Source organism: Fictibacillus phosphorivorans, assembly GCF_001619875.1.
In the GTDB taxonomy this organism is placed as follows: domain Bacteria; phylum Bacillota; class Bacilli; order Bacillales; family Fictibacillaceae; genus Fictibacillus; species Fictibacillus phosphorivorans_B.
In genome coordinates this window covers 14,450-32,172 of sequence record NZ_LRFC01000008.1, presented here as the reverse complement: position 1 = coordinate 32,172, position 17,723 = coordinate 14,450, and the positions used below count along the sequence as shown (strand labels likewise).

Genomic DNA, 17,723 nt, shown 5'->3' with positions numbered 1-17,723 from the left:
CATATCCTTATTATTTACCCTATTCTATGATTTTGTATTTTATGAAACTTAACTTGCGGGTTTATAAAAATCGGCTAAAGGGATATAAATCTTTTTACCTCAAAAAATATAAAATAAATCCTATTTATAGATTTGATTGTTACACGAGAAATGAAATGTACATGGTAATGTCTGAAGAAACGTTAAGTAAATCAAACTGAATTTTTAGTGCTGCAAATGGTCTTAATCGTCACATTATAAAATTAACTCTTGTAATTTATTGTATTTAATAGAAAAATAGAGAAAAGACAAATCTTGTAAATATATATTAAAAATAATCCACAAGGATGTAGCCTATGCGAGAAACTTCGTTTGAATTACAGAATAGAAAACAACTGATGCATTCCTTTTATGAGGCCGTGGATAGCGGAATTATCGTTGTAGAACCATCCGGCATAATTCTTTACGCGAACACAAAAGCGTACAGTATAATAGAGCTGTCTGCTGAGGAAGTAGAAGGTGTATATCTTTATAACCTCCCATTTAACTTAATGGAACAAAGTAAAGAATCATTTAGAAAGATCTTACTTCGAATTACAAGGCAAAAGAAAAAAATTCATCAGATGGATCTTAAGATAATGTGTAAAAACTCGGATATGATTAAGTGGATATCCGTAGCAATAACCCCTATTTTGGATGCATACAATAGAATAGAAAACCTTGTCCTTACCCTTACAGACAATCAAAAGTTAAAGGTATTGGAAAAGGAATTAAACCGCAGCCAAGAACGATTTCACTCACTAGTAGATTCTATGGAGGACACAGTCTTTACATTGGATCAAAATTTTGTACATACAGGAATTTATGGAAAGTGGATGGAGAAACATGGTGTAAAGCCGTCCTACTTTTTAGGCAAGACCATTCGAGAAGTATTTGGAGATGCTATTGCAGTAGGTCAAGAACAAGCCTGCCATCGTGTTTTACAAGGGAAATCCCAATTTTATGAATGGAGCAATATTCGAAATGGTGAACGTCTTTATTACCAAGCCATTCTCTCCCCGATTAAAAACGATCAAGGTCAGGTAGAGGGGATTGTAGGTGTATCAAGAGATATAACCGAAAGCAAAAGAATGGAACTCGGACTTCGGGAGAGCGAAGAAAGATTTCGCCAATTTGCTGAAAACGCAAAAGACGTGTTTTGGATGCAAGATTACGAAACACAAAAGCTTCTATACATCTCAAGAGCCTATGAACAAATATGGGATACACAGTCTGCTTCGTTTGATTCTGTATTTACAGATGTTCACCCTGAAGATCAAGAGGCAGTCAATGGGTTTATTCAATTAATTGCACAAAGTGAATCTCAGATTGAATATCGTATACAAAACAAAAATAAAAAAGTACGCTGGATTAGAACAAGAGCGTTTCCGATAATAAATGATCAAGCAGAAGTCTATCGAATAGCAGGAATTTCAGAGGATATTACTGAACTCAAAGAAAAGGAAGAACTCCTCAGAAAATCTGATAAATTGACAGTAGTAGGTGAACTTGCTGCAGGGATTGCGCATGAGATTCGTAATCCGCTTACAAGCATTAAGGGATTTGTCCAATTGATGAAAGCGGATATGGAAGATCTGCACAGTGAAATTATTTTATCAGAAATGGATAGAATCGAGTCGATCATTACTGAATTTTTAGTATTAGCTAAACCACACCAAGAAACGTTCTTTCAGCAAAGAGATGTTAATGATTTTATAAAACAAAGCATAACGCTGCTTGATTCAGAAGCAAACCTCAACAATGTTCAATTTGAAACACATTTCATGAATGTTCCCCAAATACTTTGTGAAGGCAATCAGATCAAACAGGTCATTATAAATGTTATTAAAAATGCGATCGAATCCATGCATAATGGGGGGACAATCTTTGTAGAGACAGGTTCGTATGATGAAGGATATGTTTATATAAAAGTTACAGACCAAGGTGTTGGCATTGGTGAAGATCGGCTTGCAAGACTTGGAGAACCATTTTATTCAAACAAAGAAAAAGGTATCGGTTTGGGATTAATGGTATCTTTGAAGATTATTGAAAATCACCATGGCAACATTACGTTTGAAAGTATATTAGATATTGGAACGACCGTTACCATTCTGCTCCCTACTAAACTTTTGCCATAATAAAATAAAAGCGCGTTTCAGTCTGGCTGAAAGGCGTTTTTTTGCTTGCTAAATAAGTGTTTACGAGTTTTTTAATAAGGGTAACAGTAGATAAGAGGCATGAAAAGTCTGATTTTTTTAAGTGGTTAAAATAGACGTAAAATTGAGAATGTTAGAAATTCGTGCTACCCTAAATGAATAGGGGAATTACCAAATGGGATATTCAAGGAGGATAAGAATGAAGGATTTCAAGAAGAAAATGAGTATGTTAGTAGTGGTATTTTCAATGTTTGTACTAGCTGCATGTGGCAGCAGTGAGTCAAGTGACGGAGGTCTCGAGTTAAAAAATGATGGAGAGTTCAATTACATTGTCTCGGGAGAATTTCCTCCATTTAGTTCGGTAGATAGCAATGGTGAGTTAACGGGCTTTGATGTAGCCGTAGGAAAAGCCATAGCCGATGAACTTGGTTTAAAAGCCGTTCCAGAGAAATTCAAATTTCATGGCGCTGTTTCGGCAATAAAGGCAGATCGTTTTGACGCAGCAGTGGCAAGCCATACAATCACTGAAGACCGCAAGCAAGCAGTGAATTTTAGCGAGCCATATTATTATTCAGGTCCTGTTATATTTACAAGACCAGATAGTGATATTAAAACGAAAGAAGATTTAAAAGGAAAAGAAGTTGCTGTTTCAAAAGGTTCTACCTATGAAAAATCCGCACAGGATTTTACAGACCAAATTAAAAATTATGACAGTGATGCTACAGCATTACGCGCGCTAAGTGAAGGAAAGCATGACGCTGTTATTACTGATGCTATTACAGGAAAACAAGCGATCGAAAAAGGTTTTAAGATCGTTGAACAAGAGCAGCTTGGTACGAGTGAACAGGCAATAGCAGTTAAAAAAGAAGATAAAGAATTGCTAAAAGCAATCAACAAAGCTTTAAAGAAATTGAAAGATAATGGAGAACTTGAAAAAATTAGTAAAGAATACATCGGTGCAGATATCACAAAAAAGCCTGAATAATGGTGTGAGCCGTCCGCATGTGCTTGAATTGCAGGACGGCTTTCTTTATATCACACTGTAACAACCTTTAAAAAGAGAAGAAAAGGGGAGGATTAAGGCATGTTTGATCTCGCACATATTTTAGATGTATTGATAGAAAGTTATCCGCTGTTCATAAAAGGACTCTGGATAACGCTGAAACTTACCTTTGTTTCCATTTTAATTGGGACAGGTATCGGACTTGTTTTTGCTCTATTTAAAATTTCAGGAATCAAGATCCTAAATTGGATCGCCAATATTTATATTGCACTTATTCGTGGAACACCCTTAATCGTTCAGATTTTCATCTTCTATTTTGGACTTGCTGAACTGGGGATTTCAGCGTTCTGGTCTGCTGCTTTTGGACTTGCCATGCACAATGGTGCTTATATTGCTGAGATTTTTAGAGGATCCATCCAATCTGTTGATAAAGGCCAAATGGAGGCTGGACGCTCTCTCGGAATGACATATGGTTTAACAATGAGAAGAATCATCTTGCCGCAAGCCTTTAAAAGAGCTCTTCCGCCACTTGGAAATCAATTTATTATTGGATTAAAGGATTCTTCTCTCGCTTCTTTTATCGCACTGAACGAATTGTTCAGCATTGCAACGACCCAAGGATCCAGAACGTTTGACGAAATGACGTACTTAATTATTGTTGGGTTCTATTATCTAATACTCGTCCTTCTTTTCACACTACTCGTTAATCTGTTAGAAAAGAAACTTTCAGCTGGGGAATAGGAGGCGAATTCTATGAAAAAAGAAATGATACGTATTGAGAACCTGAAGAAGAGTTTTGGTGAATTAGAAGTATTAAAAGAAGTGAATTTAGAAGTACATGAAAGTGATGTTGTTGTATTAATCGGAGCCAGTGGATCTGGAAAGAGTACATTGCTTCGGTGTATCAATTTCCTGGAGATTAAAAACGGCGGGAAGATTGTGATTGAAGGAGAAGAAATAGACCCCAAATCACATAACCTAAATGAAGTTCGACAACGAGTTGGGATGGTCTTTCAGCACTTTAATTTGTTCCCGCACAAAACAGTACTAGAAAATGTTATGGAAGCTCCAGTTCTCGTGAAAAAATTGAATAAAGCTGAAGCGAAGAAAGAGGCAATTTCCTTACTCGGTAAAGTGGGGTTGTCGGATAAAGCAGATGTGTATCCTGCAAAACTATCAGGTGGGCAAAAACAACGTGTAGCAATCGCAAGGGCACTTGCCATGAAACCAGATATCATGCTGTTTGATGAGCCTACTTCAGCTCTCGATCCCGAGCTTGTTGGAGAAGTATTAGCGACCATGAAGGAACTAGCGCAAGAAGGCATGACGATGGTTGTGGTTACACATGAAATGGGATTTGCCAAAGAAGTGGCAGACGAAGTTGTATATATGCATGACGGTCAAATCTGGGAAAGAGGAAAACCAGATGAGCTGTTTAATAATCCAAAAGAACAGCGAACGAAAGACTTTTTAAGTTCAATCCTGTAAAAACAGAAGGTGCAGCTCTCATGCTGCACCTTTTTATTGTGAATTTGTTATTGCTTTCATGACTTTTGGTTTTCGTTCTTGAATGAATAGGACTGCGCCGAGAACGAGCAATATACCTACCGCTTGAATGAAGGAAACAGATTCATTGTATAATACAAAACCCATTATGGTTGCTACAACAGGTTCAACCGTAGATATTATCGCTGCTTTACTGGCTTCGAGCTGTTTTAATCCTTGTGTATAAAACCAATAAGCGAGTACGGTAGGAAACAATCCTAATCCAATAATGTTTAGTATGACAGTTGGATCGAACATATTCACTTTAGTAGACGATATATCACTCATTGGAAAAAGGGCGATCATCGCAAATAAAAAAGTGTAAAAACTAATGGTTAATGTTTTGTATTTCTTGCTAGCGAGTTTGCCGAAAATACTATAAAGCGAATAACCAAACCCTGCTCCTAATCCTATCCATAAGCTTTTCATAGAGAGTTCAAGTTGTGCTGAAAATAAACCAGAAACTAAAATACATCCGAGAAATGTTGCAGATAGGGCATATCCTTTTTGACGTGTTAACCGTTCTTTAAATACAAAAACAGAGATTACAAGTACAAAAGCGGGAGCTGTATATAACAAAATAGCAGCAACGGCTAGTGAAGAGGTTTGAATTGTGGTGAAATAGCACCAATTAAAAAAGGAGACGCTTAAGACCCCAGTACCTAAAAAATACCAAGCATCAGCCGGTTTGATTTTCAAAAGAGCAGGTTGTTGAATCAAGATCCAAATGAGAAACAATAGAAACGCACTTGCCGCTCTCAAATAAACGATCTGTAAAGACGTATAACCGTAATCTGCTAATTCTTTTACGAAAAAACCGATGATTCCCCAAAGTGAAGCACCTATAGCTACATATAAAAAAGCAATTCTTGTATAAGGCAAACCCGTTCATCCTTTTCTGATGTTAATCATTGCTTCGTTGCTTACTACCAAGTCTCGTTCGTCCAAGCTTTATTGTTGCAGATCATTTTAGTTAACAAAGCTTTTTTTATAGCTGCTCTTAATTGAACTCTAACAAAAAACACCTTTACTGTACATAACAATAAAAGTGTTTACGTTTGAACTATTTATTCATTTTATCAGTGATCTTCTCCACTTCCTCTTCTTCCTCTTTTACGATGTCATCATCAATATCTTCTTTAAAAGCAAATGAAAGTAAGAGGGACACCAATATACCCCCTCCAATAAGGTTTCCGATCGAGGCAGGTATTAAATTTAGAAAAATAAACTCATACCAGCTGTATTCGAAGCCTTCTAGAACCGTAATACTAAAGTATCCCATGTTTGCAACAGCATGCTGAAAATTTCCGGCTTCAAAAATAATAACAGGTAATAAGATCCCAAATATTTTTCCCATGACATCACGGGCTGCAGTAGCCAGAACGGCTGCAATACCGATAAGCCAGTTAGCGAGAATTCCAGAGAACAGAACCTGAAACCATCCCCATGTCCCTCGATCTGTAAATTGCATCTTCTTTTCCATGAATTTTAAAAGTCCGTCATAAAATTCTTTATCTAATGATCCGGAAAGGTTTAAAAGAAATCCTACAAATAAGGCTCCGAGAAAATTTCCAATGTAACAAATGCCCCAAAATCGAAGGACCTTTCTACTGATCCAAAACTTACTTTGTAAAATATAAGTTGGCAAAAGAATATTAATCTCTGTAAAAAGGATAGAGCCTGACAAAAAGATCATGGCATAACCTATAGCAAATCCAACACCTGCTAAAAGGTTATATGGTCCTGGTGTATCTACATTCATCGATAAGAGCACGGAACCTAGAGCCCCAAACGCAATAAATGCTCCTGCCATGAAAGACAGTATTAATTGAGCCAAGTTGGTGATCTGTAACGAAGCTTTGCCTTCTTCAATAAAGTATTCAATGATCTGAACTGGGAAAAAGTACTGCCGATCAGGTATATCCGCTTTTTTATTATGACCCGTATCACTATTTATTTTCATTCACATTCCCTCATATTTTGTCATCTCCGCCATACTACTTTTCCCATAAACTAAAACAATCAAAACAATTTTCTTTAAAATTTTATATTCTCACTTTCTTTTGTTTTTAAATACCAAATTTTTATGAAATTGGACTTATTTTCAGTAAACAAATTGAAACAGTAATGGCGACTATCCTCATGCGAAGCAATATCTACATTTATCTATACTATTAATATATTTACATAATAATAGGGTGTGGAAGGAGAGAATTTTTTGAAAAAGGGATTTATGTTGTTTATGGGGACGCTGCTTGTTAGCCTATCTTGTTGGAATAATAAAATTGAAGCTGCCAGTTACGTTAATCCGAATCAGACGTATACATATGAAACGATGACAAGTAATATCAAAACACTCGCAGAAAAGTATCCGGGGCTAGTCCAATACCGCTCACTCGGCAAAACGCCATATGGAAGAGATATTTGGGCAGTGAAGCTTGGCAGAGGGGATGCGACTGTTATGTATAACGCTTCACATCACGCCAGAGAATGGCTTACGACGAATATCGTAATGGAAATGATTGACCAATATAGTGAAAAATACATATTGAATGCTACGATGGATGGCTATAATGTGGCACATGTACTAAACAATACGTCAATCTGGTTCGTTCCGATGACTAATCCAGATGGTGTTACGCTTCAGCAAAAGGGATTATCTGCCTTTCCATCTACCGCACATGCTAACCTCATCAAGATGAATGGCGGAAGTAAAGATTTTAAAAGGTGGAAATCTAATGCCCAGGGCATCGACCTGAATAGGCAATATCCAGCGCGCTGGGAATCTATCAATAATAATGCGAACTCACCTTCCTACAAAGATTATAAAGGAACAGCACCTCTCGTAACGTCAGAAACAAAAGCGGTTTCTGCTCTTACCTATTTAGTTGACCCTGAAATTACGAATTCTTATCATACAGCAGGGAGAATTTTGTATTACCACTTTAATTATGGAACAAATACATTTGAAGGAGATCAGACACTCGGGACAGCGCTCAGTAATATGACAGGCTATAGACTGATTCCACCTGATACAAATTTATCAAGCGGCGGAGGTTATAAAGATTGGTTTATTCAAACATTCAAGCGGCCAGGTTTTACATTTGAACTAGCTCCATATGCAGGTGAAACTAATCCTCCAATCTCCATTTTTCCTGAAGAATGGGCAAGGAATAAAAAAGCTGGACTTTATATGGCAATAGAAGGAGACAAACGCTGGGAAAAGCGGATTACACCTCTAACTAAAACGATAACGCTCACTCAAAAGGTACCATTGCATGATCGGCCGAATGTCAATCACAAGATGGCAGCAGCGAGTCTATATCCTGGAACTTATAAAGTGAATGCAACGTATGGAAACTTTTATCGCATACAAACGATACTTGGGCCAAAATGGATTATAAAATAAGTAAATGAAAAACAAGCGGTGAAAAGGCTGCTTGTTTTTTTGCTTTTTTTTGAATTAAACGGCTCTAGACCGCCATTCGATAAAGTGTGGCGAGCTACTTGCAATCGCTCTTTCCAGACACATTGAGGGGGTTAGGGCACGCAAAATATGTCGAGGATTGTAGACTCGCGGATAAAAGGCAAAAACTTTTGGATTTAGAGGCAAATTTCGTGGATAAACAGCCGAAATTTCTGGATACTGTGCCGAAACTTTTGGATTGGCCGATCTGGATGCCCCTCCAGGTATATGAAACGACTCGTTTCAGTACCCGAAAATGCCCCTTTTTAAATTCTTTACGAATAAACACCAATAACGAAGGAAAGATAATGTGGTAAATATATGAAGGAGGCTCTTATATGCAACAACAGAAACAGAATCAAGCACAGAATCAGCCTGTATTTCAAACGCCGCCACAAGTGATTACAGGCAAAGATTTAACTTATGTGATGGACATGCTTTCATGGAACTTACTTGGAATGAAAAAAGCACACTTTATGGCTAATCAATGTCAGGATCCAGAGATCAAGACTGTAATCGAAAAAGCTTGCCAGATGCATGAAAGCCACTATAAGCGCATCATCAACCATATTTCAGGGCAACAAACAATGAATAACCAGTCTCAAGCTGGATTGCAGAACTAGAAAGGAGATTGCTTATGGATCAATTAAACAAAATCAAAAACCCAGAATCAACGGTGCCAAAAACTCCTCAGATGAATGACAGAGATTATATCAATGATATTCTTTCTTACGAAAAATACATGACTAATTCTTATTCAACAGCGTTGAACGAAGCTAGTCATAATGCGCTTTATCAGGATCTTCTTGCTATATTTAATGAAACGCAAAACATGCAAAGAGAGCTGTATAATATGATGTTTAAAAAGGGCTGGTATGCACTTGAGGCAGCTGAAACTCAAAAGATGCAGCAAACGTATCAGCAATTTTCAAACTATATGAATCAGTTTCCACATCAGGGACCCACACAATAATCCTATTTTATAGAGTGATATCCTACGCTTTGACTTCAGTAATGAAGTCGAAGCTTTTTTTATGTATAACGTACTATCCTCTTGATATATTGATATACTACTTTTTGTGTAGCAGGGATAGTACAAATTATGTGTTTTCAGAGATTTACTGGCTTTATATTTATTATTTGAATATTATGTTAATTAAATGAATGGCTGCTCATTCATTTTGAAGTCGACGTATATTTGGAGGGAATCAAAATGAATATTGGTAAGCTGCTTTCTATTGAGTTTGCAAAACTTGCTGCAAACAAAGGCATTTTGCTTTCTGTTATTGCAGCATTGCTCGTTCCTGTTGTTTACGGCGGTATTCTTTTATCTGCAACGTGGGGGCCTTATGATCATCTCTCTAACTTGCCTGTTGCCGTTGTTAATAATGACAAAGGTGCGATAGCGGGGAATCAAGCGATCCATGTCGGTGATGATCTAGTTGCCAATATGAAAAAGGGGAAAGATTTAGGTTGGAAATTCGTTAATTCGACCGAAGCTATGAAAGGACTTCAGAGAAACGACTATTACATGGCCATTATCATTCCAGAAGATTTTTCTGAAAGGGTAACAACCGTATTGGATCCACACCCTAAAAAACTTGAGTTAGAGTATATCCAAAACGAAGGATTAAATTTTTTAGCTTCCAAAGTCACAGAAACAGCTACCCAAAGAATGCGTGAGAAATTAGCTGATACCATTACTCAGAAATACGTAACGAACATGTTTGCCAGTTTAGGAGAAGTCTCAGAAGGTTTTGGGAAAGCTGCGGACGGATCTTCACAGATTTCGAATGGAACCGACCAGCTTCATAAAGGCACTAACGAGTTAGCGGCATCTGTAACTTCCAAACAATCTGATATTACAAAGCTAGCGAATGGAACAAAAGAGCTTAAAAGCGGGACAGGACTCTTACTTCAGAGTTTGAATGGAAAGTCTAATGATATTCATAAATTAGCTCAAGGTTCAGAACAGCTTCATGGAGGATTAGTTACCTTATCAAATGGTTCTTCCCAACTTTTAGATGGGTTAGAAAAAGCGGAAGCAGGAAGTGAGGAACTGAAAACGGGAGTTGCAGAGCGATTGGTACCGGGTAGCAGAAAAGTAGCCGATGGGACAGGCCGTCTTAAAGATGGATCTGCAAAACTCGCAGCTGGTGCAGAACGGCTAGTTGCGGGTTTAGAAGAATATAAAAAAGCCAATCCAACGGTTAATATAGGACCTTATTATCAGCAGATTCTAGATGGAGCGAATGAAATTTCAAGTGGATTAAATAATCTATCAACCAAATCAGTAGCTTTAAAAGAAGGTGCTGTGTCGGTAGCGGATGGTATTGCAAATAACTTAGCTCCTGGGACAGTGAATTTAAATAATGGTCTTAATCAGCTCGTAGCAGGACAAACCAAACTCCATCAGGGAGCAGGAAAACTTGAAGCAGGTGCCAAACAGATTGCGGATGGGAACGCTGCTGTTGATAAGGGATGGAATGAACTCATATCAGGCGTTACAAGATTAGATTCTGGGGCAGCAAAGATCTCAGATGGGAACAGCAAAGTGGATGAAGGATGGCGAAAACTTTCACAAGGAACATCAAAATTAAATGACGGTGCAGGCAAATTAAATGAGGGCAGTAAAAAACTTACGTCCGGCCTGAAGTCGGGTGCAGAAAAGACCGGGAATTTGAACACAGAAAACGATAATATTAATATGTTTTCATCACCGGTGAAGCTCAAAAGCCAAAAAGTGAATGAATATGAACACTATCGAGATTCTACGGCTCCATACGTCATTACTCTTGGACTATTTGTCGGGATATTAATTATGTCGCTGTTTATTAATTTTAAAAAGCCTGACACTATTTCAAGTTTTAGCTGGTTCTTTGTTAAGTTTATTCACTTAGCTACATTTGCTATTGTCCAATCAATCCTGCTGCTTATTCTAGTGTTATTTATTTTAAAGGTGAACGTTAGTAATCAAGGAGGATTGATATTATTTGCACTGATCGTCAGCATTACGTTTTCTTCTATTGTATTATTTTTAGCTGCTCTCGGTGGAAACGTAGGAAGATTCATTGCATTAGGTCTGGTCATCATGCAGCTCTCAATAACAGGTGCAAACCTTCCGATTGAAATGCTGCCTGAAAACTTAAGAAATATAAGCGAATTCTTGCCTTTTACTTACTCAATCGCAGGGTTTAAATCAGTCATTTCGTTAAATGATTTTGGTGCTGCAGTATATAACATAACAATCTTGCTAACGTTCTTTATCATTTTTACAGTCTTGGCTTTTGTAGTATTTACGATTAAAAAAGATAGAGTGCAAGAGGTTAATAGGGAAGTGACAGCATAAAAAAGAAACTGCTCTGATTATGAGCAGTTTTTTCTATGCACTGATTGTATGTGAAGAATCTACTTTTGGTTCGGGTACAAACATCAGAATCGTTATCCCGATGATGAATAGAATGACTAGGCTGAACACAGCACTCGATGAGTTGCCAGTGATTTGGGCTGTCACTGCTATCAATAATGGTCCCATAATGGAAGCAAACTTACCGAAAATGTTGTAGAACCCAAAAAACTCATTCGAATTTTCCTTTGGCACAAGTTTCGCGAAATAAGCACGGCTTAAAGCTTGAATGCCGCCTTGAGAAGTTGCAACAAGCATGGCTAATATCCAAAAATCTAATGTCGTTTTTAGGAAATAAGCATAAATACAAACCACAATATAGACGGCAATCCCTACATAAAGCATCTTCTTACCTGTAAATCTCTCAGCTAATCTTCCATATAAGATGGCAAAAGGGGCTGCAACCACTTGGGTGACAAAAAGGATGATTAATAGGCTCGTAGAACTGATCCCTAAATCTGATCCGTAAGCAGTAGACATGGTGATAATCGTACCCACTCCATCAATGTAAAAGAAATATGCCAGTAAGAATAAAAACAGTGCTCGGTATTTTCGAATTTCTTTTAACGTGCTGCCCAATCGTTTAAAGCTATTACGAATCGGTTTTGGTTCACGTTCAATCCCGTATTTTTGGTACACGTTCTTAAGCATAGGAATGGTAAATATTCCCCACCAGATAGCAGTAATCAGAAAAGCTAGCTTACTTGCAAACGTTGTTGAGATCGGAAGCACTTCATTTTGGGATAATACAATAATAGCAATACTGATTAAGAAAGGAATCGTGCTTCCAATATACCCTAATCCAAAGCCTCGCGACGAAACTCTGTTCATTCTTTCCTCTGAGGTCACATCGACAATAAAAGCATCATAAAAGACATTTGATCCACTAGAACCTATTGCGGTCAGCGTATAACAGGCTAATAAGAGCAGCCATTGATCACTTGGAATAAAGGCAAGAGTTGCAGTAGATACAAGACCGAGTACAAAAAAGAAGGTAAAGAACTTTTTCTTAAGCCCTCTATAATCAGCGATTGTTCCGAGTACTGGACTAAGCATCGCTAAAATAAACGTTGCAATGGCAATTGTATAACCAAGATAGGCAGTTGAATCAGATGGACTTATTCCTGCTTTTGTAGCAGAAGCTTTAAAGAATAATGGAAATACAGCGGTCGATATAATAATGGAATAAGCTGAAATTGCCCAATCATAATACATCCAGCTGTTTTCTTCCCTCGTAAACCGTTTCATAGGTTTTGTCCTTTCTATTGGAGATTTTGGCAGTTCCGTAAACTTTGTTGTTTTTGAAAGTGGTTGATTTCCGTTCAGGTGCTCGCTTTCCTCGGGGCAGGCGGTGAGCCACATTCTTAACGTTTCACTTTTAAGTGTCTCACCTGCCCGCCTGTCCCGTAGGAGTCTCCCACCTTCAAATGAGGTTTAAAGAAACAATCTGTTAGAAAAAGCCTTAATTTTTAGCTAATTAAGAAGTTAAAAATAGCTCTATAACCTGTCCATCTGTTTGGCCAAGGTTAAGACCTAACAATCTTGCAAATGTAGGTCCTTCATCAACTAAATGCATAGAGGGAACAACGGCATTCTGCTGTATTCCTTTACCTGCTAACATAAAAATAGTCGTATAGTCTTCTTTTTCGGGAGAATAACCATGGCAGGCATGTGTATACCGTTTTGCTCTAACATCCCGATCTGTTATTTCATGTAACAATGTTCCTTCACATTCCTCGTTAAAATAAAAGCCGCGTCTTGCTTCTACCATAAAAGAACAATTCTCATCAGCGCCCATTGTCGCTGCTTCTTTTTGGCTGAAAACCCTTTCGATGCCTTTTGTTTCATCATGTACTAAATTCTCTAGCAGTCTCTTTACTACCTCCTTTGTATGTGAGTCTGAAGCATTCTTTACGTAAATATATGCTGACCCGTCACAACTTTTGCAGAAGGCTTTCCAATTTTTAAGCTTGCCCTTTGCATCGACTTCAATTAAGCGATGCTCTCTAAACAGCACGTTGAGTTTAATCGCTTTGGATTCATCTAAAGCGCTATGATCACCCAAGACAGCGATTGTTGTGTCATTATAAATTTCAGCATCTTTTAAGGCCTGAACGATTTTTCCGAGACGGTTGTCATGCCGTTTTAGGGCATCCATCGCTTCTTTTGAAGAAAAGCCATGATAATGTCTTTGTGAATCGAGATCAACGAAATGTACAAGTATAAGCTGCGGTTTTTTATTTTTAATGGTATGTACAGTGGACGCTAACACGAAATCATCGAGTTCTGGCTGATTCAATCCGTTTCGCAAATGACCAAATCGCCGGTTCATATCTAGTTGATATCGTTTGCTGCCATTTATGAGCGAAACCGGAATTTGATGATGATATTTTCGGTTCGCAAAAATTTCAGGCATATTATAATCGATGTTTGCTCTAGCGGTAACAGGCCATAATAAAGCAGCAGTTTTCATCCCTGCTTTTTTTGCTTCATCATATAAAGTTGTTCCACGTACATGTTTGCGGTGCCAATACCAATCTGGAGACACTCTTCCTGGTTGAAGAAACGTATTGTTAACGACCCCATGGTTCTTCGGATAATTACCAGTCACAATCGTTGTATGACAAGGGTATGTGACAGAAGGGTATATCGTTTCTACTTGTTTACAGCGCGAACCGCGCTTCAGGAAATCTTTAAAATGTGGAAGCTGCTCCAACATAGGAAAATCAAGAGAAGATAAACAATCAAAAGAAATTACGACTAAGTGATCGGTAAGACGAGACATAACATTCCTCCAGAAATACTAAGATCATCCACTCTATGGTAAATCATAGCACATGAAAAAAGAAACGAGTGTAAAGTCTGTATGTAATAAATTAATAATCCTTTCCGAAATATGTAAGTTGTGTTATGAATGAAGTATCTCATTATGAACGGGTGATAGCGTGATTAAATGGTGGTTAGGTGTCGTATTTATGTTTTTTATCGTAATAGGTGTTACGGGCTATTTGTACACAATGGATTACGCATCTGAAAAAGCAATGAATGAAATATCAAAAGAACTAACCTCAGATGAAGGAGAAATCAACAAACTTTTGGAGGACCCGGAAATACGAAAGTACATTGAAACAGGGGAGGTTCCTAAAAAGAATCTTCCTTTTACAACAAAGAAAGAAGCAGTATCGTTTATCTCTGATCGATATTCCATTCAAGAACTAGCTAGCATTAGAGAGAAAGTAAGCAAAGGTTTAAACGAAAAAGAAAAGCTTGCTGTGTATGAAAAACTGTTAGAAAAGGTTACTGATGAAGAGCTAATGGCATTGAAAGTAGTAGCATTAAATGAGGTTAAGAAAAAAAGTACGAACAAAAAAAGCCCTTAATTGGGCTTTTTTTATACGCTAAAATGAGATTGTAATATTCCCGCCTTCTTTTGAAATGTGATAGCTTTCGTGTTCTCCAATTTTCACTACGGTTTCTTCTCCCGTTTCTACTACCCCCTGAATCTGATTCTTTATAGAAGGATGCATATCATAGAGAATGTCTACCTTTTCAATGGATACCGAACGAGAACCCGTGCTGAACAACATAATCGCTTCGTTGCTGGTATTGTCAAACATCGCAAAACAATCGCTAAATTCTATCGCATATAAAGTAGCATCGTGTTTTTTAGCGATATTCACTAAATCCATTAAATTCACATCTGCTCGATCCATTAAGTTTACATACGTGTACCCATCAATCACTTTTGTATCTGGCATATTTGTTTGAGCTTGAACAATCTTATGTTGAGTTTCGCTTTTATTTTCTTCAGGTTGAGTAGCTGCAGGTTTCGTTTCAGATTTTTTGGCTTGTTGATTTAAGGGTGACTGCTCTTTCTCAATACCATTATCTGTGTTTAATCTCTGTTTTTCACTTTCTGACTGACGTTGGCTAGAAATTATAGATGTTTTAATTTTATTATCTTTATGTTTTTCAGATATGAATTCATTTTTTTCTTTTAGGGGAGCACTTTGCTCAGTTGCTTTAGCCTTACTTTCAAAATCGTTATAATTGAATACTCCAACGGTCAATAGTGCAGCTGATGCAAAGATCACCATGCGATATCTGTTCTTCAATCTTATTTCCCCCTCATCAACATCTTGTTACTTATTAGACGAAATAACGAACAAAATGGTTTCAGAAATGTTACAAAAATATTTCAAAATAGCGCATTGAAATTATTGAAAATTCAAAATAATAAAAGGGGTTTTGTTTTGTTAAAAAGAAAGGATATAAGTAAGCTAATTATTCACGGAGGGGGGAAAAGGTAAAATATTTACATAAAAATGTAAGCGTTATCAACAATCAGGTAAGACCTAATTTAAGGGAGGAGATTGTTTTGCTTGGAATGGAAGACGGTGTAATAACCTTCGTATGGATCGCTACTGTAATCTCAGCAATAGGATGTATTGTATTCGGCGGAATCATGTGGAATAAAGGGGGCAATGATTCATAATGAATTTTGCTGTCTTAATTCCAATACTTCTCGTATATATGGGGATTATGTCTTGGCTTGCGTATTATGGATACAAAAAGACTGTCACAGAATCAGATTATCTGGTCGGCGGACGAAACATTCACCCAGCAGTCATGGCACTTTCTTATGGAGCAACCTTTATTAGTACTTCTGCCATCGTTGGATTTGGTGGTGTTTCGGCAGCTCATGGATTTAGTTTATTATGGCTTGCTTTTCTTAATATTGTTCTTGGGATTTTTGTTGCTTTTGCGATATTTGGAACGAAAATCAGGAAGCTTTCTTTAAATCTGAATGCGACCACATTTCCTACGCTTTTAGGAAAACGTTATGATTCAAAATTCATTACCGTTTTTTCGGGGTGCATGATTTTTATCTTAATGCCTGCCTACACAAGCATTGTTTTGATCGGCGGTGGACGTTTCCTGCAAGAGTCGATGTCTATGAACTTCAATTTGGCGCTTATCCTTCTTGCTTCTATCATTGCGATTTATGTGGTTACTGGAGGAATCAAGGCCGTCATGTATACAGATGCTTTCGGTGCTGTTGTCATGTTAATTGGAATGGCAATCTTCTTATTTGTAACGTACCAAGCAGTTGGGGGAATTATAGATGGTCACAGCGGACTAAGCGCAATGAAGGATCTTGTGCCGCAGGCTCTTGTTGATCAAGGACATCAAGGCTGGACAAGCATGCCTGAATTTGGATCTCCACTTTGGTGGACAATCGTAAGTACGATAATTATGGGGGTGGGTATTGGCGTTCTTGCACAGCCTCAGCTTGCCATGAGATGTATGACCGTAAAAGATGACAGAGCATTGTATCGCTCAGTATTGGTCGGTGGTATTTTTATCTTCTTTATGACAGGTGCAGCCTTTGTGATAGGACCACTAAGCAACCTATATTTTTATGAGAATACAGGCGAAATTGCATTAACAGCGGCTAAAGGAAATGTGGATTTGATCATTCCAATATTCATTAATCAGCTCATGCCTGACTGGTTTATTTATCTTTTTACTCTAACTTTATTATCAGCTACTATATCTACAATCAGTTCATTAATTCACGTTCAAGCAACAGCTTTTGGCCAAGATATTTTAAAGACACTTGGCGTTCGATCCCTTTTCGGATCAAAACTTAGCCCTTCTAGAATTGGAGTTCTTATAGGTGTTATCGCAGCTGTCATTTTAGCCTATTTGCTTCCGGCAGGAATTATTGCTCAAGCTACGGCCTTTTGGTTTGGTATCTGTGCTGCAGGATTTTTGCCAGCGCTCATCGGAGCACTATATTGGAAAAGAGCAACGAAAGCTGCTGCTACAGCGAGCATGATCGTAGGTTTTACAGTGAGTATCATCGGTTTCTTGTTCTTACATCTAAAAGAGGCTGCTGCGATCGGCTTATCTCAAAGTTTGTTCGGTAAGGCAACTGTACTTCCATTTCCATGGACCCACATCGATCCATTGTTCTACGCACTGCCTTTATCCGCTGCTGTCTTTGTGGTTGTCAGCTTGCTTGATAAAAGTACAAGTGTAAAAAAACAAGCAGAAAAAGGAACTATTGTGCCTGCAGTTTCGGAGTAATCTAAAAGATCCCTATTTTACATTGTTAGGGATCTT

General features: G+C 37.8%; 15 protein-coding genes. 10 read left to right on the top strand and 5 right to left on the bottom strand.

The features are described 5' to 3' along the window. The first annotated feature begins 335 nt into the window (after window positions 1-335). From AWM68_RS06380 to AWM68_RS06365, 4 genes are all read left to right on the top strand, one after another. Window positions 336-2,156: a PAS domain S-box protein gene (locus AWM68_RS06380; RefSeq protein WP_066238755.1), complete on the top strand. Its 1,821-nt coding sequence runs from the start codon at window positions 336-338 to the stop codon at window positions 2,154-2,156. A gap of 217 nt (window positions 2,157-2,373) precedes the next feature. Next, window positions 2,374-3,159: a transporter substrate-binding domain-containing protein gene (locus tag AWM68_RS06375; RefSeq protein ID WP_197468138.1), complete on the top strand. Its 786-nt coding sequence runs from the start codon at window positions 2,374-2,376 to the stop codon at window positions 3,157-3,159. A 99-nt stretch (window positions 3,160-3,258) separates the two neighbouring features. Next, complete coding sequence (locus AWM68_RS06370) at window positions 3,259-3,918, top strand: amino acid ABC transporter permease (RefSeq protein ID WP_066238751.1); 660 nt, start codon at window positions 3,259-3,261, stop codon at window positions 3,916-3,918. A 12-nt stretch (window positions 3,919-3,930) separates the two neighbouring features. Further along, entirely contained in the window at window positions 3,931-4,665 is a 735-nt protein-coding gene (locus tag AWM68_RS06365) for an amino acid ABC transporter ATP-binding protein (RefSeq protein WP_066238749.1), read from the top strand. Window positions 4,666-4,698: 33 nt separating this feature from the next. Here AWM68_RS06365 and AWM68_RS06360 read toward each other — a convergent pair whose 3' ends face one another. Both AWM68_RS06360 and AWM68_RS06355 read right to left on the bottom strand, forming a co-directional pair. After that, entirely contained in the window at window positions 4,699-5,604 is a 906-nt protein-coding gene (locus tag AWM68_RS06360) for a DMT family transporter (RefSeq protein ID WP_066238746.1), read from the bottom strand. A gap of 181 nt (window positions 5,605-5,785) precedes the next feature. After that, the gene (locus AWM68_RS06355; protein ID WP_066238743.1) at window positions 5,786-6,685 is read right to left on the bottom strand and encodes a formate/nitrite transporter family protein; all 900 of its coding nucleotides are present in this window, start codon (window positions 6,683-6,685) and stop codon (window positions 5,786-5,788) included. Between the two features lie 255 nt (window positions 6,686-6,940). Between AWM68_RS06355 and AWM68_RS06350 the strand changes: the two genes are divergently transcribed. The 4 genes from AWM68_RS06350 to AWM68_RS06330 all read left to right on the top strand — a co-directional run bounded on the left by AWM68_RS06350 (window position 6,941) and on the right by AWM68_RS06330 (window position 11,537). Further along, window positions 6,941-8,131 (top strand): M14 family zinc carboxypeptidase, encoded by a 1,191-nt coding sequence (locus AWM68_RS06350; RefSeq protein WP_082820596.1) that lies wholly within the window; start codon window positions 6,941-6,943, stop codon window positions 8,129-8,131. 395 nt (window positions 8,132-8,526) lie between these two features. Beyond that, window positions 8,527-8,811: a hypothetical protein gene (locus AWM68_RS06340; protein ID WP_066238737.1), complete on the top strand. Its 285-nt coding sequence runs from the start codon at window positions 8,527-8,529 to the stop codon at window positions 8,809-8,811. A gap of 14 nt (window positions 8,812-8,825) precedes the next feature. Further along, window positions 8,826-9,161 carry a spore coat protein gene (locus tag AWM68_RS06335; RefSeq protein ID WP_066238734.1) on the top strand — a complete coding sequence of 112 codons (336 nt, stop codon included), beginning with the start codon at window positions 8,826-8,828 and terminating at the stop codon, window positions 9,159-9,161. A gap of 240 nt (window positions 9,162-9,401) precedes the next feature. Further along, complete coding sequence (locus AWM68_RS06330) at window positions 9,402-11,537, top strand: YhgE/Pip family protein (RefSeq protein WP_066238731.1); 2,136 nt, start codon at window positions 9,402-9,404, stop codon at window positions 11,535-11,537. Window positions 11,538-11,570: 33 nt separating this feature from the next. Here the strand turns inward: AWM68_RS06330 and AWM68_RS06325 are convergent, their stop codons facing one another. Both AWM68_RS06325 and AWM68_RS06320 read right to left on the bottom strand, forming a co-directional pair. Further along, window positions 11,571-12,842, bottom strand: coding sequence for an MFS transporter (locus AWM68_RS06325; RefSeq protein ID WP_066239260.1), 1,272 nt, complete (start codon window positions 12,840-12,842; stop codon window positions 11,571-11,573). 229 nt (window positions 12,843-13,071) lie between these two features. Further along, complete coding sequence (locus AWM68_RS06320; protein WP_066238728.1) at window positions 13,072-14,379, bottom strand: alkaline phosphatase family protein; 1,308 nt, start codon at window positions 14,377-14,379, stop codon at window positions 13,072-13,074. Window positions 14,380-14,539: 160 nt separating this feature from the next. On the opposite strand from AWM68_RS06320, the gene AWM68_RS06315 reads away from it, so the two are divergent. Continuing rightward, window positions 14,540-14,974 (top strand): hypothetical protein, encoded by a 435-nt coding sequence (locus AWM68_RS06315; RefSeq protein ID WP_156488321.1) that lies wholly within the window; start codon window positions 14,540-14,542, stop codon window positions 14,972-14,974. Window positions 14,975-14,992: 18 nt separating this feature from the next. Here the strand turns inward: AWM68_RS06315 and AWM68_RS06310 are convergent, their stop codons facing one another. Then, window positions 14,993-15,709, bottom strand: coding sequence for a hypothetical protein (locus tag AWM68_RS06310; protein WP_066238723.1), 717 nt, complete (start codon window positions 15,707-15,709; stop codon window positions 14,993-14,995). Between the two features lie 379 nt (window positions 15,710-16,088). Here AWM68_RS06310 and AWM68_RS06305 point away from each other — a divergent pair, with 379 nt between their 5' ends. Continuing rightward, window positions 16,089-17,687, top strand: a complete 1,599-nt coding sequence (locus AWM68_RS06305; RefSeq protein WP_066238720.1) for a sodium:solute symporter family protein — start codon at window positions 16,089-16,091, stop codon at window positions 17,685-17,687. Window positions 17,688-17,723: the final 36 nt, after the last annotated feature.

Excerpts from the sequence above, each read along its gene's own strand:
- AWM68_RS06380 (WP_066238755.1), top strand. The coding sequence starts at position 336 with ATGCGAGAAACTTCGTTTGAATTACAGAATAGAAAACAACTGATGCAT.
- AWM68_RS06375 (WP_197468138.1), top strand. The coding sequence starts at position 2,374 with ATGAAGGATTTCAAGAAGAAAATGAGTATGTTAGTAGTGGTATTTTCA.
- AWM68_RS06370 (WP_066238751.1), top strand. The coding sequence starts at position 3,259 with ATGTTTGATCTCGCACATATTTTAGATGTATTGATAGAAAGTTATCCG.
- AWM68_RS06365 (WP_066238749.1), top strand. The coding sequence starts at position 3,931 with ATGAAAAAAGAAATGATACGTATTGAGAACCTGAAGAAGAGTTTTGGT.
- AWM68_RS06355 (WP_066238743.1), bottom strand. The coding sequence starts at position 6,685 with ATGAAAATAAATAGTGATACGGGTCATAATAAAAAAGCGGATATACCT.
- AWM68_RS06340 (WP_066238737.1), top strand. The coding sequence starts at position 8,527 with ATGCAACAACAGAAACAGAATCAAGCACAGAATCAGCCTGTATTTCAA.
- AWM68_RS06335 (WP_066238734.1), top strand. The coding sequence starts at position 8,826 with ATGGATCAATTAAACAAAATCAAAAACCCAGAATCAACGGTGCCAAAA.
- AWM68_RS06330 (WP_066238731.1), top strand. The coding sequence starts at position 9,402 with ATGAATATTGGTAAGCTGCTTTCTATTGAGTTTGCAAAACTTGCTGCA.
- AWM68_RS06325 (WP_066239260.1), bottom strand. The coding sequence starts at position 12,842 with ATGAAACGGTTTACGAGGGAAGAAAACAGCTGGATGTATTATGATTGG.
- AWM68_RS06320 (WP_066238728.1), bottom strand. The coding sequence starts at position 14,379 with ATGTCTCGTCTTACCGATCACTTAGTCGTAATTTCTTTTGATTGTTTA.
- AWM68_RS06305 (WP_066238720.1), top strand. The coding sequence starts at position 16,089 with ATGAATTTTGCTGTCTTAATTCCAATACTTCTCGTATATATGGGGATT.